We start from the raw sequence: 18386 nt of genomic DNA, 5'->3' as shown, positions 1-18386 counted from the left end.
TTACCGTAGAACCAGCAAGTAAACGTTAAAATTTCTAAATTAGTGACGTTTTTATCAGTTGGATCAAGTAGCTGCTATTTGTGATAGCTCCGATGGTTAATGGTGGTACAACGTCAAATTTGTAGAATTTTTTGATTTTTGAGAGAAGACATAATAGGTAATGTCAAAAATAAATTTATCAACTATGTGGAGTAGTTTCATTAAGAAGATCGCCAAGACAATTTTAGTAGCGATCGCATGCATATCACTATTTCTCACAAGTTCCCCAGCAGCAAATGCCTATCCTTTCTGGGCACAAGAAACTGCTCCAGCAACTCCCAGAGAGGCTACAGGCAGAATTGTCTGTGCTAACTGTCACCTTGGTGCCAAACTAACTGAAGTAGAAGTACCTCAGTCTGTACTACCGGATACAGTATTTAAGGCTGTTGTTAAAATTCCCTATGATACTGATGTTCAACAAGTATTAGGTGATGGTAGCAAAGGTGGCTTAAATGTAGGTGCTGTATTGATGTTGCCTGAGGGCTTTAAAATTGCACCTGAAGATAGAATACCTCAAGAGTGGCAAGAAGAACTAGCTGACCTTTATTTCATGCCTTACTCTGAAGAGCAGGAAAATGTTCTTCTATTCGGACCAATGCCAGGGGATGAATACCAAGAAGTTGTATTCCCTATATTATCTCCAGATCCTGCAACAGATAAATCTATCCACTTTGGTAAATATGCTGTTCATGCTGGAGGTAACCGAGGACGTGGCCAGGTTTATCCTGCTGGTAATAAGAGCAATAATACTACTTATAACGTGTCTGCTAGTGGTAAGATTACCGATATTACTTTTGAAGAATACGTAGGTAATCAAATCACTATTGAAACTCCCGATAGTGAGACTGTTGTAGATCTAGTTCCTCCAGGCCCTGAACTTTTAGTTGCTGTAGGAGATACTGTTGAAGCAGGTCAGGTTATTACTAATAACCCTAATGTCGGTGGTTTTGGTCAAGCAGATACGGAAATTGTGCTGCAAGATGCAAACCGAGTTAAATGGTTAATGGCATTTTTTGCTTTGGTTATGCTAGCTCAAATTATGTTGGTCTTGAAGAAAAAACAAGTGGAGAAAGTTCAAGCTGCTGAAATGAATTTTTAGGTTGTCTGAGTTTTTCCCTTGAAAATTGACTGATGGGGAGCAAAGCATCAGCAGTGGAGGTAAACTTCATTTCTGAAGCTTTGCTCTTTTTAATACCAATTTTCATAGATAAATGCTAACTTTTTGTAAAACTTTAGTTATTAGACCTCTCCAAAAATCCCCATCCAAAAATGCCAATTTTAGAAGGGTGAAGTAAAGGTTTGAGAAGTTTTTCTGGAGATATCTAAAGTTAGGCGATCGCTAGTTAATTTTTGATGCAGATGCTGTCGTCTCATACTACTAACTCTATTTCTATCTATAAAACTTAAATAACTGTAAGTTTTATAGCCGGTTATTTTAGTTCATAGACTAGATAGTTAGATAATAATTCATATTTAAGTTGAGCAATAGTTTTCCCAGAATATTTGCCAATTTTTTCAAATAATTCCAGACTAATATAGTACAAGCCATAAGATTGATTTTAATTTTCCCCCGGCGACATTTGCTAAACTAAAGCTCAGTTAATTGCTTAATTATCGTGTAAAATTATTCAATTTTTTATCTATTTTGTGATTTAAGTTCTATGTCATTTAATTGCTTAATTATCATGTAAAATTATTCAATTTTTTATCTAGTTTGTGATTTAATTTATATGTCATTATTACTAGAATATCTCAAATAATTAGTAACAATATATTCTGCTAAAGTTGGAGCAGACAGCAGGGAAAATAATTTCACTATACTCATTTTTAATAAGTCAAAATATACTTTTTTCTTCTGTTTTTTACGCGGCTACTCTAGAATAGGTAAGTTTTTTTTCGGAATAACTGTATCATCAAAAATTAGATATGGCTCTCTCTGTTTTATAAACAATTTATTTTTGAATATTTTGCCATAAATATTGTGATTTCAAAATTTTAACACTTCAAAGATTAATTCTAGTAGGGCTCACTTTTTTCATATGATTAGCCAAATTTGTTATGATAAAATTTGTTTTATATGAGAGTAAACAATGACAATAGTAAATATAATTAAAACTCATTTATTATAGGGAATAAGGAATAGTTTTATTCTCTAATAATTTAGATATTTTATAGTTTTTCATTAAACTTGATCATGATTTAAGTTGGAAAATTTTGTGGAAATATTGTCGCTGGAATAGTAGTCATATTTATCTGGTAAAGCAGCAAATTATATCTAGGTTATCTAGTGCAACCACAAACTAATACAATACATATAGCGTTTTTTCTTTCCTATTAATTATATTAATTATGAGGGTGAATAGAAGAAAATAGTAGATATAAAAATGGAAAGATACTTTTTTTATGTGTATAAAAACTATACTATAATTTTGTTTTTTTTCACCAGAAAATGAATACTTACTTCCTAAATCTTATGGTTTTTTGTAAAACTTAAAACCTTAGAAAAACCATTAGTAGGTAGGCAAAAAAAACTTAATTAGATTAACTTTTATCGACCAAGTTCAGGTTCTTACAAACAGTTGAGTGGAGGGGAGATTTATGGAGATTTACATTTTTTTACATACTGATAAATTTAAACGCATAACTACTTAAATAGATAAAATAATTGAATGAACATAAATTTGACACAGAGAGAGGTTAAATATAGCAAAAACTTCTCTAAAATTTGAAGGTCTATATCGCTAACTGCTAATTGTCAGATAATGATACAATTGCCAACATTCGTCTACAAGAAATTAATAACATAAATGTCAATTGAGAAAAAAAATGTAACAGTTGGTTCTATAGAATGGTTTTATCGGGAAGCTCAACCCGATGGGAAAACAGATAAACTACCAGTATTACTATTACATGGATTAGCTTCTCAAAGCCATAGTTGGACTGTCATTATGCCTGAATTAGCTCAAGCAGGTTATCGAGCGATCGCTCCTGACTGGATAGGTTGTGGTTTTTCTCCGAAACTAGACAAAAGAGATTTTCCCTACACAAGTGAAGCTTTTATTGAAGTTTTAGCAGAGTTAATTAATAATCTACAACTTGAGCGTTTTTATCTAGTTGTGCAAGGATTTTTAGGCTCAGTAGGTTTACAATATGCTTTACGAAATCCCAAAAAAATTGAACGTTTAACTATTTTAAATACTCCTCTTTCTACGACTGCAAAATTACCTTGGCAAATTAAACAATTAGGGATACCTTTCATTGGAGATATGCTGACTCAAGATCCTCTATTTGTGGATAGAACTTTAGAAAAAGGTAGTCGTTTAACAGTTGCTGATCAAGATTTAGAAGTTTATCGTAGTCCTTATTTAAGAAGTTCTGCTGCTGGTAGAGCCATATTAGCAATTGTGAGAAATTTAGATTTAAAAAAGTCAATGGCAGAAATTGAATCTGGCTTTAAAGAATGGCAACAACCAACATTAATTATTTGGGGAATAAAAGATCCTTGGTTAGATATTAGTCAAGGGGAAAATTTAGCTAATATTTGTCAGAATGGAAAGTTGGTTAAATTGCCAGAAGCAGCACATTACCCCCAGGAACATTGGTCAGGAAATATTATAGATGAACTACTGTTATTTTTGCGGATGATAGAGATTTAGAAAGAATTTATTTCAATTTTTTTATCCTTAGAATTATTAATAGCCATATAGCGGTTTTTAAACATAAAATTATTGCTATCTAACTCTTACAACTTCACTTAAATAATGTTAGAAATTATACCAAATATTAATCTCTATTCCCTATTAGCTAAAATTGTCAAAATTTATACCCCATTAACCCCAAAACGGCTTCAATATCAAGGCATAAGTTTAAATTTTAGCTTTAACTTTAAATTTTTAACTTCAGCAATAAAAGCTACCAATTAGCCAATAATGTTTCTAACTGTTTTCGTACTTTTCCCTGATTAATGTAGGCATCTGTTGCCTCTAAGATTCTCTCTAAGTTGGCTTGCCGAGCATCATCTATTGCTAGTAATGGGTCCTTGAGAGGTAGTTGTAGACGAAGATAGCGTTTTTCTCTGTCAGTATCCATTCCACCTATGATTTGTTCGGCAACATATCGATGTATATCAGGGGGAGCATCCATAAATACATCTGCAATACGCAAACCCCATTGGACCAGTCCCCAACCTCGTACTTTTTCCCAGGGAATTGGAGATGCGGGATCTCCAGTACCAATAGATATTACTTTAATCTGCTCAATAGAGTCTCCTGTAGATTGATCCAAATACTGACGTAATAGCTTGATAGCCTCTGCCACAGCACAGGCAACAGGATTATTAGCACAAACCCCTCCATCAATTAATGAGTAAACTCGCCCATCATATTTGATACGGTGGGCCGGAAAATAAGTTGGGGCTGAGGCAGAAGAGAGACAAATTTCCCAGAGTGGAACTTTAGAATACCAGCGATCATGGTCCCAGCTTTTAAATATTACAGGATTACGGCTAATGGTATCATAGCTAGGAACAAGAATTTTTAACGAGCCCATCAATTTATTAGGATCGGATGTAATGTCAGAAAATTTATTTTCTCCAAATTGCTCCTGAAGTACCCCCATTAAGCCTTCGTGGGAAAACTTGGGAGCAGAAAGACCATATTTGAAAATGATTGGTAGTCGTTTAAGTGAGAAGAGAGATTGATAGGGGAATATTTGCAAACCTTTCTCCAGATATAGATTTAACATTTCTTCAGGGCTTTTTCCGAGTCCAATTCCTACAGCTAATATTGATCCTGTTGAAGTACCAGCTATTAGATCAAAATGATCTTTTAAAGGGCCACCTAATCGTTCCTCAACTTTTTGAAGAATACGGGCAGGCATAATACCTCTAATACCACCACCATCTAAGCATAAAATACGAAAAGCCATAGTTTATTACCTCCAGGGTTTGATTTTGTGATACTAAAAATGTAAAGTAAATAGTAATCCTAAAATTCACTTTATATTTAAGCTTATTAATAAAGTTTAATTGATAATACTTAAGCAAAAGATCAAATAATATAGTATTTAGAGGGGTTAATAGTCATTAACTCTGCTCTAGATTAGTTATGGGTAATTCCTGATTAATTTATAAAAATATAATGATTATATCCTATTTGATCTTAATCTAAATGAAAACTGCATTAATTACAGGGGCTTCTTCTGGAATTGGTGAAACTTTTGCTAAAGAATTAGCAGCGAGAAAAACCAATCTAGTATTAGTGGCTCGTTCGGAAGATAAATTACATAAATTAGCAAATCAGGTCGAGAGTAAATATCAAATTCAGACCAATGTAATAGTTCAAGATTTAACAGCATCAGCAGCAGCAAAGTCTATATTTGAAGTAGTTTTAGAGCAAGGATTAACTATAGATTTATTAGTTAATAATGCTGGTTTTGGTGACTATGGAAATTTTACTCAAAGACCTCTAGAAAAGCAGGTAAATATGATTCAATTAAATATTACTGCTTTAGTGGAATTAACATATTTATTTTTAGGCCGAATGCAACAACGCCAGTCTGGTGGGATTATTAATGTTGCTTCAATTGGAGGATTTCAACCTTTGCCTTATATGTCTGTTTATGGTGCAACTAAGGCATTTGTTTTAAGTTTTAGTGAGGCTTTGTGGGCAGAAAATCGAGATTCAGGGGTGAAGATATTTGCCCTTTGTCCTGGACCAACAGAGTCAGATTTTTTCAAGAAAGCAGAATTTCCGGAGTTTGCTCGAGAAGGTTCAGAGGCAAAATTGACCTCTGCACAAAATGTAGTACGAGATGCTCTTGAAGCATTAGAAAAAGATAAGTCTAATGTTGTTACAGGAGAATTTTTAAATCAGGTAATTGTTAATACTTCTCGTTTTCTTCCCCGAGAGACTTTAGTTAGTTTGGTAGAAAAACAGTTTAAAGGTTTGGATTCCAATAAGTAAGTAAATATACTTCCTATTGCCAAAAAAGTCATTTCCATCTTAAATCTAAGAATAGAATACTAAAATTAGCTTTGACAAACAAAAAAGATTATGTTAAACAAACGGTCGATAGTAGCATGGGTAATAGTGCTGTTAGTAGCATTTTTGGCAAGTTGTAGTTCTCCGACTCCACCGCTAACCTACTCAGATGCTCAGTTACAAAAAATAGAAGTATCTGAATCAGGAATACAGGCTTTACGCGATCGCATGGATGAACTAGAAAGCCTAATTCAGAAAGGCGAATGGGTAAATATTCGTACATTTATCCACGGGCCTTTGGGAGATTTGCGGAGTAAGACTAATTATCTCACCCAAAGTCTACTGTTGCCAAGAGATAAAACACCTGTACTGAATGCAGCAAAAAAGATATTTGATGACTTAGAGGATATTGATACAGCAGCAACAGAAGGCAATAAAAAACAAGCTCTGAGCGAGTACAAAAAAGCAATAGCTGATTTTGATGCTTTCTTAGATTTAGTGCCAAAAAATAGTTAAATAGTTTTCAGTAGTTATAGCTTTTATCATTTAGCTATCAGCTATCATATCAAGTAAAAACTATTGGTTTTCAAGGATTTCAATTTTCTCAATTTCCTCAAACTTTTTTGTAGTGTTTAAGTATTGAGCTATCAGGTAAATTCTCATGAATTAACCATAATAAAAATGCTTTTATTATATCAATTACTCCCAATGATAAACTCCCTAAAATTTTTGTTGTGGGTATTCAAAGAGACATGAAATAAGCACTATCTTAATCTAAAATCTAGATGTAGAGATACTCCAGAGAATATCTCTACATCTATTTTTCGACTAAGTCTTATTAATTAGCTATAGCAGTGAAATCAGGCATACTTACAGTCTAAGCCCTTTAAAATAAATCCTCATCAACAAGTATTTTAAATACACTAGCGCACTTTGCCTATATAATAAAAATGCCTGGCTATTTTTAATAATAATAAAATCTACATTTTACACTTCCAAACCAAGTATAAAAAATTAGGAGTCCGGAAAAAAATAATAGTGGTGAATAAAGGTAAATAATCAATCATTTATGATTAATATTTTCCTGATAATTTGACTCCTGAGGAAAGTCAATGAAGATGATTTTATAGTATAAATACTTAAAATTGATATAGAGAATATGGAATCAAACTTTTGTAGTTTAGGCTTATGGATACTATAGCTGTAGCTGACTGAATTAAAATTATTTACAGTCAATTGAAGTAATTGATTGAAGTAATTATAGAATTATAAATATATACTATATAATTGGATTCTATATACAGCAAATTTGGGGCAAATTATTTACTCTTTAAATAAGCAAGTCGGTTTTGAAATTAATTGCTATATAACAAAATGTAAATTTGCCTCAAATCAGATCTCTAGAGGAGCTTGAAGTCAGTATACAAATCTTAATATACCTAAGTTTTTTCATGCCTACCTACTTAGTGAAAATCATGTAGTAGGGGTTCTTGACCCCGTTTTGACCCCGTTAAACAACGGACAGGGCTGTAACTCCGACCTTGGAGGGGTAGGGATGTTGCATAAGGGCGTCGGTAAACAACATTTTAAAATTAACATAATTCTAGAGGGTTAGTTAATAGTACAAAAAGGTTATTCCCTTTGTGTTAATTACTGAAATTTCTGAAGTTTGACAAAAAGTTAGCATTAATGCATGAATTGGTATTACTTGAGCTTAAAGCCATAGTAAATTGATATTTTTTAAATTATTCAAAATGAGTCATATAGTAATTATTGGATGTGGAGTAGTTGGAGCAACGATCGCTTATCAACTCAGCAAAATAGAAGGTTTAAAAATTACAGTCTTAGATAAACAAATGCCTGCTCAAGGATCTACGGGTGCTGCTTTGGGTGTTTTGATGGGAGTTATTAGTCAAAAAGCTAAAGGCAGACCTTGGAAAATGAGACGCATGAGTGTGCAAGCTTATCACAATTTAATTCCTGAGCTAGAAGCCAAAATAAATCGCTCTATTTCTCACAACCGTCAAGGTATTTTACAGTTGTGTTTGCCTGGGGAAGATCTCGACAAGTGGCAAAGATTAATAAATATTCGAGAAGCAGATGATTTGCCATTAGAAATGTGGGATGTAGAACGACTAGGCGATCGCTGCCCCCAGCTCCAAATATCAGAGGTGATAGCAGCTATTTATTCTCCCGAAGATTTACAAGTTAACCCTGTTGAATTAACTTTAGCTTTAGTAGAAGCGGCTCAACAAAATGGTGTGAATTTTCATTTTGGGGTCACAGTTGCTGAATATAAGACTATTTCTCTGCCAAGAAATGAATATCGTTGTCGCCAAGTATCTATAAAAAATTTGGATGAGACAAAAAAAACTCCTACTTTGCCAGATGTAGACTGGTTAGTTGTTGCCGCCGGCTTGGGTTCATTACCATGTTTACAAGGAATAAAAGGGGGTAAGCTACGCTCTTTGCAACTCAAGCGCAAGTCTAATGTTGATAATAGATTTACTCTAATACCTGTATTAGGTCAAGCTTTACATCTGCAAGTGTCAACGCTTTTAGGAAAGTCAGATTTTCAACCAGTGATCACTGGGGATGATGTGCATATTATACCAGTAGCAGAAAATGAATATTGGGTGGGAGCAACAGTTGAATTTCCCAACGATATCGGTGAGGTGGTAGCTGACTCCAGTTTATTAGATCACGTGATGGCGAGAGCAATTAGTTTTTGTCCGGGTTTAGCAGATGCAAATATTCTTAGGAAATGGTCTGGTTTACGACCTCGTCCAGAAGGTCAAGCTGCTCCTGCAGTTGGTTATCTGGAAGGTTGGCGAAATATATTGTTGGCAACAGGTCATTATCGGAATGGGGTGTTGTTAGCTCCAGCAACAGCAGAGGCAGTTGAAAAAATGATTGTCAAGTAATATCATGTCAGCTTTAATACTTACACTTGACTTTGTTGGATGAAAGTGGCAATATAATTACTGTACTTGCTCTGCTAAGGTGACAGCCCTTCTTAGTTATATTTAACTAGATTTCAGCCTATGTGCCTTTTGGGTTTACTTGCTTGAATTATATGGTTCAGCTTGGCTTCAGTTTTTGACACCGTCGTCCGACAAAAAGAACTTCGACTCAGGAAAACAAGCCAACTAAAGCTAGATCAAATAATCTAAATAACATTAGATTAAGAAAATTTTCCAAGGCCGTTCTGCTAAGGTTACCCAAACTTACCTATACGGGAATTGCATAAGCTTTAGAGGTAACTTCGGTTTAATTGCTCTAAAGCAAATGTTCGCAAATAGGCTACACTATCCTTAGCATAATTAAAATATTTATTATCTCCAGTTAGATTATATATATAGAGGTTTTCAGAAAGATAGAACCCACTTCTTTGAACAAAAACCCTTGTAGGGACGCCCTTATGCAACATCCCTACTGTGGTCAACCTAAGTAAAAGCTGCTATAAGCAACACCATAGGCGAACAGTTGTCTTGACTTAGTTCTTACAGCTAATTTGCAGGTTGATGAGGTAAGCTAACGCGGGCAAAATGGCTGCGCTACATGATTTTTACCAAATATAGCCGGACATCATTTTCCTGCAAATTAGCTGTATATATTCTCTTTCTGGTTTAACAAGACCATTGACTGGATCTGCCAATTCTTTGTTTCTACTCAAGCTCCTAGGGAGTGATAATTATTTAATTGCTTTACCCAGTTAAAAGATAAACCTGTAGGAATGTTGAATGCAACATTCCTACTTGATGTCTACTTAACTGAAAGCTGTTTTAAAATAGATAAAACCTGGTCATGAATTATTTTATTACTAACAACTATACCCCTGTTCTCAAGCATCTTTGCGCCATCAGCAAAATTTAATGGTTTGCCATGAATATCAGAAACACGCCCTCCTGCTTCCTCAACTACGATCGCACCAGCAGCATGATCCCAAATATTTTCTCGGTAATTTGGAGACTTTGGTGAGGGCAAGCGCAAATACAAAGCAGCTTGTCCAGATGCAACGATACCGTATTTCGCTTGGGAGTCTACTCTAACTGATGCTGCTGTAATACCTACTGCTTTTGCTACAGCATTCTGACGGTCTTGGTCGCCGTGAGAACTTTCCACGCTCTCAACAAACCGAAGATGAGCAGTATCATCAGCCTGCACAACTTGAATGGGAGTCAGTTCGCCCCCTGCTATTGGCATCATTGCTGCACCTTCACCTCTTACTGCTACATATAACATTCCTGGTTGATTATTTTCTACTGGCATTGCAGGACAAGCTAACACCCCGACTTTAACTTCTCCTTCTTCGACTAATGCTAAAGCTACTGCATATTGGTCTTGACGTAAAAACCCTTTCGTGCCATCAATAGGGTCTAACGTCCAATAACGGGGTCCAACTTTACCATTACCTTGGTTAATCCACTGTACTACCTGTTCTGGAGTAGCATTTGTTATTTGTTCTTGCACATAATTTGTCACTTTTGTCAAATTTTCTGCCATTTCCGGAGTTTGTAACTCAGTAGCATCTTCTTCTCCTACCACTGGATCATTGGGAAAAGCTTCAGCTAAAGCTTTACAAATTAATGCCTGAGCACCATAGTCAGCAACAGTTACAGGACTTTTGTCGCCCTTTTCCATTGCTGGGGGAATATTGATACGCACCTGTTCGCAGAGTTTGGCTGCTGCTAGGGCAGATTCTATTGCTATTTGTTTTTCGCGTTCGTAAGCCATGAGTAGTTTAGATTTGGGTACTCCTCATAGCATATATTATATTTGGTAAAGGCTTTGTTGCGTTGCGGATGCCCATAGTGTAAAAATCACAATATGTGGCACAAAAGTAAATATGAGTAAGTCCAAGTATAAGTCCAAATCAAAGTCCAAGTGCCATATCCCTACCTTCATATAACAAAGCCTTTGGCAAGTTAATAAATAGATGGTACTTTCTGGGAAAGTTTGACTAAAGCCGCGATCGCCTTAAGTTAGTCAAAATCAAAAATCAAAAATCAAAAATCAAAAGTAAGAACAGAAGTTAAAAGGGAGCAACTTCATCCCCCCCCTTCTTCTGCTATATTTTCTGGAGTGCTTACCGTAGAAATATCCAAATTTTCTGTAGCTTCAAGAGAAATAGTTGTATTATCCTCTAGTTGAATTGGGGTTAATTTTGTCATAGTATAATTAATTATCCGTAAATTAATAATTCTCTGAGTATTGTAATTATGAATCAATCAAATGATGGTGGAAAAATTGAACATATTGTCAATACAGTAATGGGGGTAAAAACTGAAGATACAAATCAATCTCTAGACAGAAAAATAGTTCCGACAAAAGAACTAGATTTGAAGACAGTTTTAATTTATAAATTAGGAACTATTCTGCAAATAGGAATAATTATTCTCACTTTCTGGGGAATGGAAAAATTAGTAATTTTAGTTGATAATTCCTCCTTTTTTCCCAATTGGTTAAGCACTGTATTTGCCGGATTATTTTTCACATTATTGAGTATTCGTTCGCGAATTTTTTCGTTCTTAGATAATACCCGCACTAGGAAAACCTATGATAATATTGTTAGACCAAAATGGGCACCTCCACCTCTAGCTTTTCCCATAGTTTGGATGACAATTTCCATTTTAAGAGTAATTTCTTCTCTATTAATTTGGCAGCAGATGAACCAACAATTTTTAGTGCTTCCTTTTATAGCTTTTGCACTACATCTTGCTTTAGGAGATACTTGGAATACTATCTTTACTGTACAAAAGAGGTTAGGTGCTGCTGTTCCTGTAGTTATTTTAGGTCCTTGGTTATCTGCATTAATAGTTACTATACTTTACTGGCAAATTAACCCTATAGCTGGAATCATTTTGGCTCCTTCTTGTGTGTGGTTAACTGTGGCTGTTGTATTAGTATTTAGGATTTGGCAGTTGAATGGTCAAGAACCATTATACCCACTAAAATTAAACGTTAGCTAAAATATACTTAAGTATTGTAGGAGTTTTTTTCGCCAAACTCCTACTAAATTTTAAAGTCGAATAGTTTTAGCTCATACTGACAATAGGAATTATATGACTCCGAAGCCAACATATTTGATATTAGCAGAACAAATTAGTTATCTACCATAACGACTTTAAATATCGGCATAGTCAAACCTAATTTAATTTGGTAAAATCTCGCTCTTGAAGATTGAATAATTAATTACCGCGTAGAATTTTCAGGATATTATTCTAATATTAATTCTCAATGATCAGTTATCAAAAAACTTTCTCCTCCAAGTGCCTTTTCTTTCCTTCTAACTTAATTGCGTATTTAGCAATAGGAATTATTACTTAATTTCTTGCTATTAACTTTTATTACATATTTCATCAGCACTATTGCTGTATACTATCATTTAATTAGATATTTAATAATAAGAATTATTACCAATAGGTATTTAGCAATCAGTAAAATCAATAAGATATAGTCTAATTTCGTATCTGGCAAAAATAATTATTACTCAATTTTTTGTTATTAACTTCTATTACTTATTTATACAGTACAGATCAACTATTATTAGTCTGTACAAGATTTAGTCAACTTGGACAAAAACTACACAATGAGACTAATATTAGTAGTTATATCTGGAATCATAACTAAATTATCCAACATATATAATCCTACTTCGTAATTCCTGTTAGAATAAAAGTGTATTATTTAAAATAATCGTGATTATTTGCGAAAAGAAAACATAGATTGAAAATAAACTGGAAGGGTAGCTAATTGATGATTAAATCAAACCAAGCTGCGTATTCTGGAAAACAAACACAGGATTCAATGAGTAAAAATTCAACTATTGATACAAAGGAAAAAATTCTCAATGCCGCAGAAAAACGGTTTGCCTCTCTGGGTTTTACAGGAACTTCACTAAGAGCTATAGTCCGGGAAGCCGATGTAAACTTGGCGGCCATTCATTATCACTTTGGTTCCAAAGAGGAACTGTTTATTGCAGTAGTCCGACGGGTAGGACAACCCATTGTTCAAGAACAACTACGACAACTCAAAATTCTAGAAGAGTCAGATCAGCTCCCTTCACTGCCGGAAATTTTAACAGCTTTTGTCAGCCCTCCCCTAAAGATGCTTCAACAGGGATCAGAAGAATCTCGAATTCATGCACAATTTATGGGGTGTTGCCGCACCGAACTCCACCCAATTCATAAACGGGTAGAACAAGAATTTAGAACTATTCAACAAAGATTTCTATACATACTAACAAAAGTGCTACCCCATAAATATCCTACAGAATTAAAGTGGAATCTTGATTTAATAGTTGCAATGGTAGTGCGCAGTTTGAATCAAATTGAAGAATCAGAAATATTAAGTGACAATTCTATTGATCAATTTATAGAGCATCTTGTAACTTTTATAAGTTATGGAATTAGTGTTTGATTTTAGATATCAATTAATAATATTATGTTTACTTAAAAATTCTGAGATGAAACTTTGATCAAAGTTATGCCTTATAGTAAATTTACCCTGAGGAAAGCCCTCGAAGATTTTCAACTGACTATGGTTACAGGCGATCGCTTTCTCCCAGACATTTACCCAATTCATCCTACTGCTTTACTTAAAGATACCCTAAAATAAACAGTACCTTGGGCATCGCTGTTAGTAGTGAAACAGCTCGTTCTGAAGGTATTATTAATCCCGTCTTAGTTGAAGCCAAAAAAGAAGATATCAAACCATGTCTTGGACAATGTTTAGCAGAAATGGTAGCAGCTCAACGCTTTAATGAACAAAAACGGCTATTAATTTCAACTATCTACGGTGCAGTTACAAGTGGTACAGTTTGGTGATTTCTTAAACTAGAAGAGCAAACTGTAACAATTTATTTGACAGATTATCCATTGCCACCTGTTGAGAATATTTTGAGCTTTCTAGTTTGGATGGCAGGTTAAAAATTATGCATTCAAAAGTCATCTATTCAAAAGTAAGATTTTATTGCCTTAAAAGTTAAAAGTTAAAACTAATTTCTGATATCAGATCAAATATACTTAATTCGGTGAAAAAAAATGTTTCCTCTTCAGCCAATATACAAATAAAATCATGCATTCAAAAGTTGAAAGTTAAAAGTTAAATTTGAATTACTGTGCGATAGGATAATTCAGCTTTTGAACTGTTGGATAAAATTACATTTTTAATAGCTACAGCAACTGCAGAGCCAAGGTCATGCTATGCCAACATAACTTTTTAATTTTCCTTGGAGACTAATTCCTGCTTCCAATATCATGAGTTAATAACTCATAACTGATAGCTGAATGCTGAATGCTGAAAGCTTAAGCTTTTGCTTGGTCATCCTGTGCAAAAAATTCAAGTTTAGCCGATCATCTTTTTCGTGTCAGACTTTTAATTCTTCTTGGAGGCTAATTTTTCTAACTAGGCTGATATCTGATAGCTGACTGCTGAATGTGTACACTAATTTCGATTGAGTCGGTTTATAAGTCCTTATAATATTGATTCCCTTCTAACAGTTTTTAAGCCATTGGTAGACCTATTAAACCTGTACCTCAAAACCCAATTTTCATCAGTCGTTTCCTCTAGATTTTCTTATACTGCTATCATATTATTTGATGTTTGTCAAAATGCTGGTGATTAGACTATTAAAACAGTTAATGATGTAACTGTATTTAATCTGAGTTCACCTTGACTCTTGGGTAATATTATTTTATGAGAATTTGATCAATCTCATGCTGTTTTCTCCAGCTGCTTGTTAAGGTATAATACTAACTATTAATTATTTGACGGAGGTTTGATGTTAAGAAAATTGATGGATAAAAACTGGTTCTCACGTTTTAGGTATTTCTGTTTGTTTTTGGGAACTATCGTGGTTTTGATAGGTTGCCAAGTAGCTTTAGCTAATGGTGGTAGTGATGATTTTGTGAAAGTAGATAATATCTGGCTATTGTTAGCTGGGGCTCTGGTATTTTTTATGAATGCTGGTTTTGCTCTGTTGGAAGCAGGTTTTTGTCGCAGCGATAATTCTGTTAATGTCTTGGCAAAAAACTTAATCGTTTTTTGTGTGGCGGCGATCGCCTTTTGGATGTTTGGTTTTGGCTTGATGTTTGGGGATAGCTCATATCATCTTCCTTGTAGGGGAAACTTCGAGCAAAAGAATGAAAAAGTACAGAGTTATCACGGACATTTTTCTCCAACAATGGAATATAATGAGTTCGAGCAAAAGTCACAATTTATTCTACCGCCAAAAAATGATACTCCCCTAGGTTATCCTAGCAAAGGATTTTCTTGTTTGCAGCGTCAGTTTCCTAAACGTTCTATCGCCTCTATATTTTTCTTTCAATTAGCATTTGCTGGCACTGCAGCTACTATTGTTTCTAGAGCAGTTGCAGAAAAAATGAAACTTTGGGTATTTTTCTGCTTTAGTTTTATTTTGGTAGGATTTTTATACCCTATTGTCGGTCATTGGGTATGGTCAGAATATGGTTGGCTCAAGCAAGGACTGAACTTTATAGATTTTGCCGGATCTACTGTTGTTCATACTGTGGGAGGAACTGCTGCTTTAGCAGTTGCTATATTACTTAAGCCAAGATGGTCTTGGCTTGGATATGATCCCTGGGAAGATTTAGAAACGGATGAAGGTTCGGAAGCACTTTCTCCTCAGGGTCAAAAGGAATCCTATGATCAAAGAAATTTGACGTCTGCTACCCTCGGATGTCTGATACTTTGGTTAGGTTGGTTAGGCTTTAATGGTGGTTCAACAACCGAGCTCAAAGAAGTAGGTCATATTATCATAACTACTATTATGTCTGCAGCAACTGGCGGGATTATTGCTATATTACTTAGCCCATTATTTTCTCAAAGATCTAGCAACAACTCAGAGATTGGAAAACTAGATCTGTCATCACTAATTAATGGTATATTAGGAGGCTTAGTTGGGATAACCGCTTCTGCTGCTTATGTAGATATTCCTATTGCCATTTTTATAGGTGCTGTTAGTGGAGTGGTTGTCGTTTTAACTAGGAAACTTTTAAAGTGGATAAAACTTGAGGATCCATTAGGGGCTATTCCTGTTCATCTCTTTTGCGGATGCTGGGGTACTATTGCTGTATCTTTTAGCCTCAGAGGCACTATCGTTTATGAGAAAACTTATAATTTCTTGGAGCGATTAGAATGGCAATTTTCAGGATGGGGCGTGGTTTTTATCACTACTTTTTTAGTTAGTTGTATAATCTGGATATTTATTGGGCTTACCTTATACTTATTTGAAAAAATACTTAGAAAATAAAGAATTTTGTCTCAAGAAAGAAACTTATTGAAGAAAATAGCTAGAGTATTTAGGCAAGGAATTAAAGTAGTACCTCAAGAAGAGTTCCAAGGTAGCGATAATTCTTGGGAAAATCCAAGGGAGCAATATTAATTAATTGTCTGGTGAGGGAGGAAATGCTGGACACGGATCGTTTAATTCTTTGAGTTTTTCCTCTACTTTCTCTACATTTTCTCGTTTCAATTTTTTTAGCTGTTTAACAACAGTCTCAAACTTATAATAGTTTTCTGTAATTTTGCAATATGACTCGACCGCTTCGCCATACTCATAATCATCAGCATGAACTTGAGCTTTCAGGTCATACAGATCATTTTTATTTCTATCGTCTTTAAATGAATAAACAAGGCAATCATTTCCTGATTGATTTTGCTTAATTATTTGCTTCAGCACCCTTTTTGTACTTTCATTAGATAATCTTTTGTCTATTAGTACCCATCTTTCAAAGATTTTTTTAATGTCAGAAAAATTCTTGTATTCACTGGTAATCTCACAAAATGCTTCTATACCTTCATCAAAGTTTCCAGTATCTACTTTACTTTGTCCATAGTACTGTAGTAATGCATTATATTTTGCATCTAGTTCATAAGAATATGGGCATTGTTTGTCTAATAAGCCTTTTTTTTCTCTCGACCATTCAGTTCTAACTTTTTTGATGACTTGCAACTGCGTTGTATCTTTTTTCTCTTCTAAAGCGTTGCTTATTTCCTCTGATAGTCTGTAACAGTCAGACTGAAAGCGTTCATAGTTTTTGGAGCTATCAATCCTAGAGAGTAACTTCTGTCCAATAAAAACTATAACGCTTATCAACGCAATAAAAGCAATGAATTGTGCAACTGGGTTAGGTCTGTTGGGTTGACTTGAGGTTATATGACGTTTGATCTTTTTTCTTCCTTCCTTCGGTTTCCTCTGTTTATTGTTGGGTAAGGGGTTTTTTTCTATTAGCCAGAGCCGGACTAATTCAACTTTTATTTTAAGACCTTTGCCATTTTTTTCTACAAAGCCTAACTCTATTAAACGCTCTCGTGCTCTTCTAAAATCTGCCGGTGTTATTGTAGTTTTTTGTATTATTTTCAGAATCTTTAATGGGTCTGTGCCTTGTTCTTGAGCTTCTGCTACTGCAAAAAAAAATAACTTTTCAATATCGCTTAAAGGCTCTAGAAAGCCTTGTAATATTGCCTGGCCTTCTTCCATTGCTTGACTTAAAATTGAGTCTACATCGTCTTTCCGAACTACACTCTGTTGCTTATTCCTACAATGAACAAAAACATTTGAGCACAGCAGTTGTGTCAAAGAAGGATGGCCAGCAGATAGTTCCCAAATTCTATCTATTGCACTTTTTTCATATCTAAATACGCTCTGTATTCTCTTAAGTGGCTCAACAATCAAATCTTGTGTACCTTCATAATCCAGTAAACCAACTTCTATAGTCTCTTGACCTTCTTCTTGTAAAAATGTTTCTAGATACTTCATATCCTTTAAGGGTCTACCAAAAACCAGAATAGCAAATAGTTTTTTTTGTTCCTTAACAGCTTTTTTTAAGTAATCAAATAATACTTTTCCTTTCTTATCTTTTTCTTCTAAAACATCAAATTCATCAAGGAGAAGAACCAACTTTTGACCTGACAAATATTGATCGATAACTTTCGGCAAAAAAAGTTCAAAAAAGTTGTGCGTAGTATCAGCCTGATCTCTTACTTTTTGAGGAAGTTGAATAGTACCAGCGATCTCATCAGCAAGATAATTTAGTATTTCAGGGATTGGCTTATCTTTATAACCTTGAAATGAAAAAGTAACAAACTTAACACCATTCTGCTCCTCAGTGAAAGACTGAGGCAAACAAGTTATCAATGAAGTTTTACCAATACGTCTTTGGACATGCAATAAAGTTATTTTTATATCTTTGTTAATGATGTGATCTTTAATTTTATCAACATCATTTTTTCTACCAAATAAGTTGTTGTATTCATAAATTGGTTTGCCAAAAACATAAGGATTTATGGATAAATGATTGTTAGTTTGCATTATTAGATTGTTTAGTTATTATCTGAATA

Annotated in this window: 15 protein-coding genes; 11 read left to right on the top strand and 4 right to left on the bottom strand. The window is 34.4% G+C overall.

Going from position 1 to position 18386, the window contains the following annotated elements; translation table 11 throughout:
• Positions 1 to 160 precede the first annotated feature (160 nt).
• On the top strand, positions 161 to 1138 hold the full coding sequence (gene petA / locus TERY_RS08415) for a cytochrome f (protein ID WP_011611432.1): 978 nt from the start codon (positions 161 to 163) through the stop codon (positions 1136 to 1138).
• Between the two features lie 1708 nt (positions 1139 to 2846).
• Complete coding sequence (locus TERY_RS08410; RefSeq protein ID WP_011611431.1) at positions 2847 to 3695, top strand: alpha/beta fold hydrolase; 849 nt, start codon at positions 2847 to 2849, stop codon at positions 3693 to 3695.
• 256 nt (positions 3696 to 3951) lie between these two features.
• On the opposite strand, the gene TERY_RS08405 is transcribed toward TERY_RS08410, so the two are convergent.
• Positions 3952 to 4965, bottom strand: coding sequence for a patatin-like phospholipase family protein (locus tag TERY_RS08405; RefSeq protein WP_011611430.1), 1014 nt, complete (start codon positions 4963 to 4965; stop codon positions 3952 to 3954).
• 242 nt (positions 4966 to 5207) lie between these two features.
• Between TERY_RS08405 and TERY_RS08400 the strand changes: the two genes are divergently transcribed.
• From TERY_RS08400 to TERY_RS08390, 3 genes are all read left to right on the top strand, one after another.
• Positions 5208 to 6002 carry an SDR family NAD(P)-dependent oxidoreductase gene (locus TERY_RS08400; RefSeq protein ID WP_011611429.1) on the top strand — a complete coding sequence of 265 codons (795 nt, stop codon included), beginning with the start codon at positions 5208 to 5210 and terminating at the stop codon, positions 6000 to 6002.
• A 90-nt stretch (positions 6003 to 6092) separates the two neighbouring features.
• A complete protein-coding gene (gene psbQ, locus TERY_RS08395; protein WP_011611428.1) occupies positions 6093 to 6536 on the top strand; it encodes a photosystem II protein PsbQ in 444 nt (147 codons plus the stop codon).
• A gap of 1238 nt (positions 6537 to 7774) precedes the next feature.
• Positions 7775 to 8944: an FAD-dependent oxidoreductase gene (locus tag TERY_RS08390; RefSeq protein ID WP_011611427.1), complete on the top strand. Its 1170-nt coding sequence runs from the start codon at positions 7775 to 7777 to the stop codon at positions 8942 to 8944.
• A gap of 841 nt (positions 8945 to 9785) precedes the next feature.
• Here TERY_RS08390 and TERY_RS08385 read toward each other — a convergent pair.
• On the bottom strand, positions 9786 to 10757 hold the full coding sequence (locus tag TERY_RS08385; RefSeq protein ID WP_011611426.1) for a 3'(2'),5'-bisphosphate nucleotidase: 972 nt from the start codon (positions 10755 to 10757) through the stop codon (positions 9786 to 9788).
• 314 nt (positions 10758 to 11071) lie between these two features.
• Positions 11072 to 11194 carry a hypothetical protein gene (locus TERY_RS36590; RefSeq protein WP_370496868.1) on the bottom strand — a complete coding sequence of 41 codons (123 nt, stop codon included), beginning with the start codon at positions 11192 to 11194 and terminating at the stop codon, positions 11072 to 11074.
• Positions 11195 to 11242: 48 nt separating this feature from the next.
• Here TERY_RS36590 and TERY_RS08380 point away from each other — a divergent pair, with 48 nt between their 5' ends.
• The 6 genes from TERY_RS08380 to TERY_RS36575 all read left to right on the top strand — a co-directional run bounded on the left by TERY_RS08380 (position 11243) and on the right by TERY_RS36575 (position 16428).
• Positions 11243 to 11992 carry a tryptophan-rich sensory protein gene (locus TERY_RS08380; RefSeq protein WP_011611425.1) on the top strand — a complete coding sequence of 250 codons (750 nt, stop codon included), beginning with the start codon at positions 11243 to 11245 and terminating at the stop codon, positions 11990 to 11992.
• Positions 11993 to 12779: 787 nt separating this feature from the next.
• Entirely contained in the window at positions 12780 to 13442 is a 663-nt protein-coding gene (locus tag TERY_RS08375; RefSeq protein ID WP_011611424.1) for a TetR family transcriptional regulator, read from the top strand.
• A gap of 66 nt (positions 13443 to 13508) precedes the next feature.
• Positions 13509 to 13640, top strand: coding sequence for a hypothetical protein (locus tag TERY_RS36585; RefSeq protein WP_370496865.1), 132 nt, complete (start codon positions 13509 to 13511; stop codon positions 13638 to 13640).
• Between the two features lie 8 nt (positions 13641 to 13648).
• Positions 13649 to 13849 (top strand): hypothetical protein, encoded by a 201-nt coding sequence (locus TERY_RS36580; protein WP_011611423.1) that lies wholly within the window; start codon positions 13649 to 13651, stop codon positions 13847 to 13849.
• 1028 nt (positions 13850 to 14877) lie between these two features.
• A complete protein-coding gene (locus tag TERY_RS08365) occupies positions 14878 to 16296 on the top strand; it encodes an ammonium transporter (RefSeq protein WP_370496863.1) in 1419 nt (472 codons plus the stop codon).
• Between the two features lie 6 nt (positions 16297 to 16302).
• Positions 16303 to 16428: a hypothetical protein gene (locus TERY_RS36575; RefSeq protein WP_370496861.1), complete on the top strand. Its 126-nt coding sequence runs from the start codon at positions 16303 to 16305 to the stop codon at positions 16426 to 16428.
• On the opposite strand, the gene TERY_RS08360 is transcribed toward TERY_RS36575, so the two are convergent.
• Positions 16429 to 18357 carry an ATP-binding protein gene (locus TERY_RS08360; RefSeq protein WP_011611421.1) on the bottom strand — a complete coding sequence of 643 codons (1929 nt, stop codon included), beginning with the start codon at positions 18355 to 18357 and terminating at the stop codon, positions 16429 to 16431.
• Between the last annotated feature and the right edge of the window lie 29 nt (positions 18358 to 18386).

It is taken from the genome of Trichodesmium erythraeum IMS101, from assembly GCF_000014265.1.
Classification (GTDB): domain Bacteria; phylum Cyanobacteriota; class Cyanobacteriia; order Cyanobacteriales; family Microcoleaceae; genus Trichodesmium; species Trichodesmium erythraeum.
Note: the sequence above shows the minus strand (reverse complement) of the source record. Positions and strands in the feature narration are given on the sequence as shown.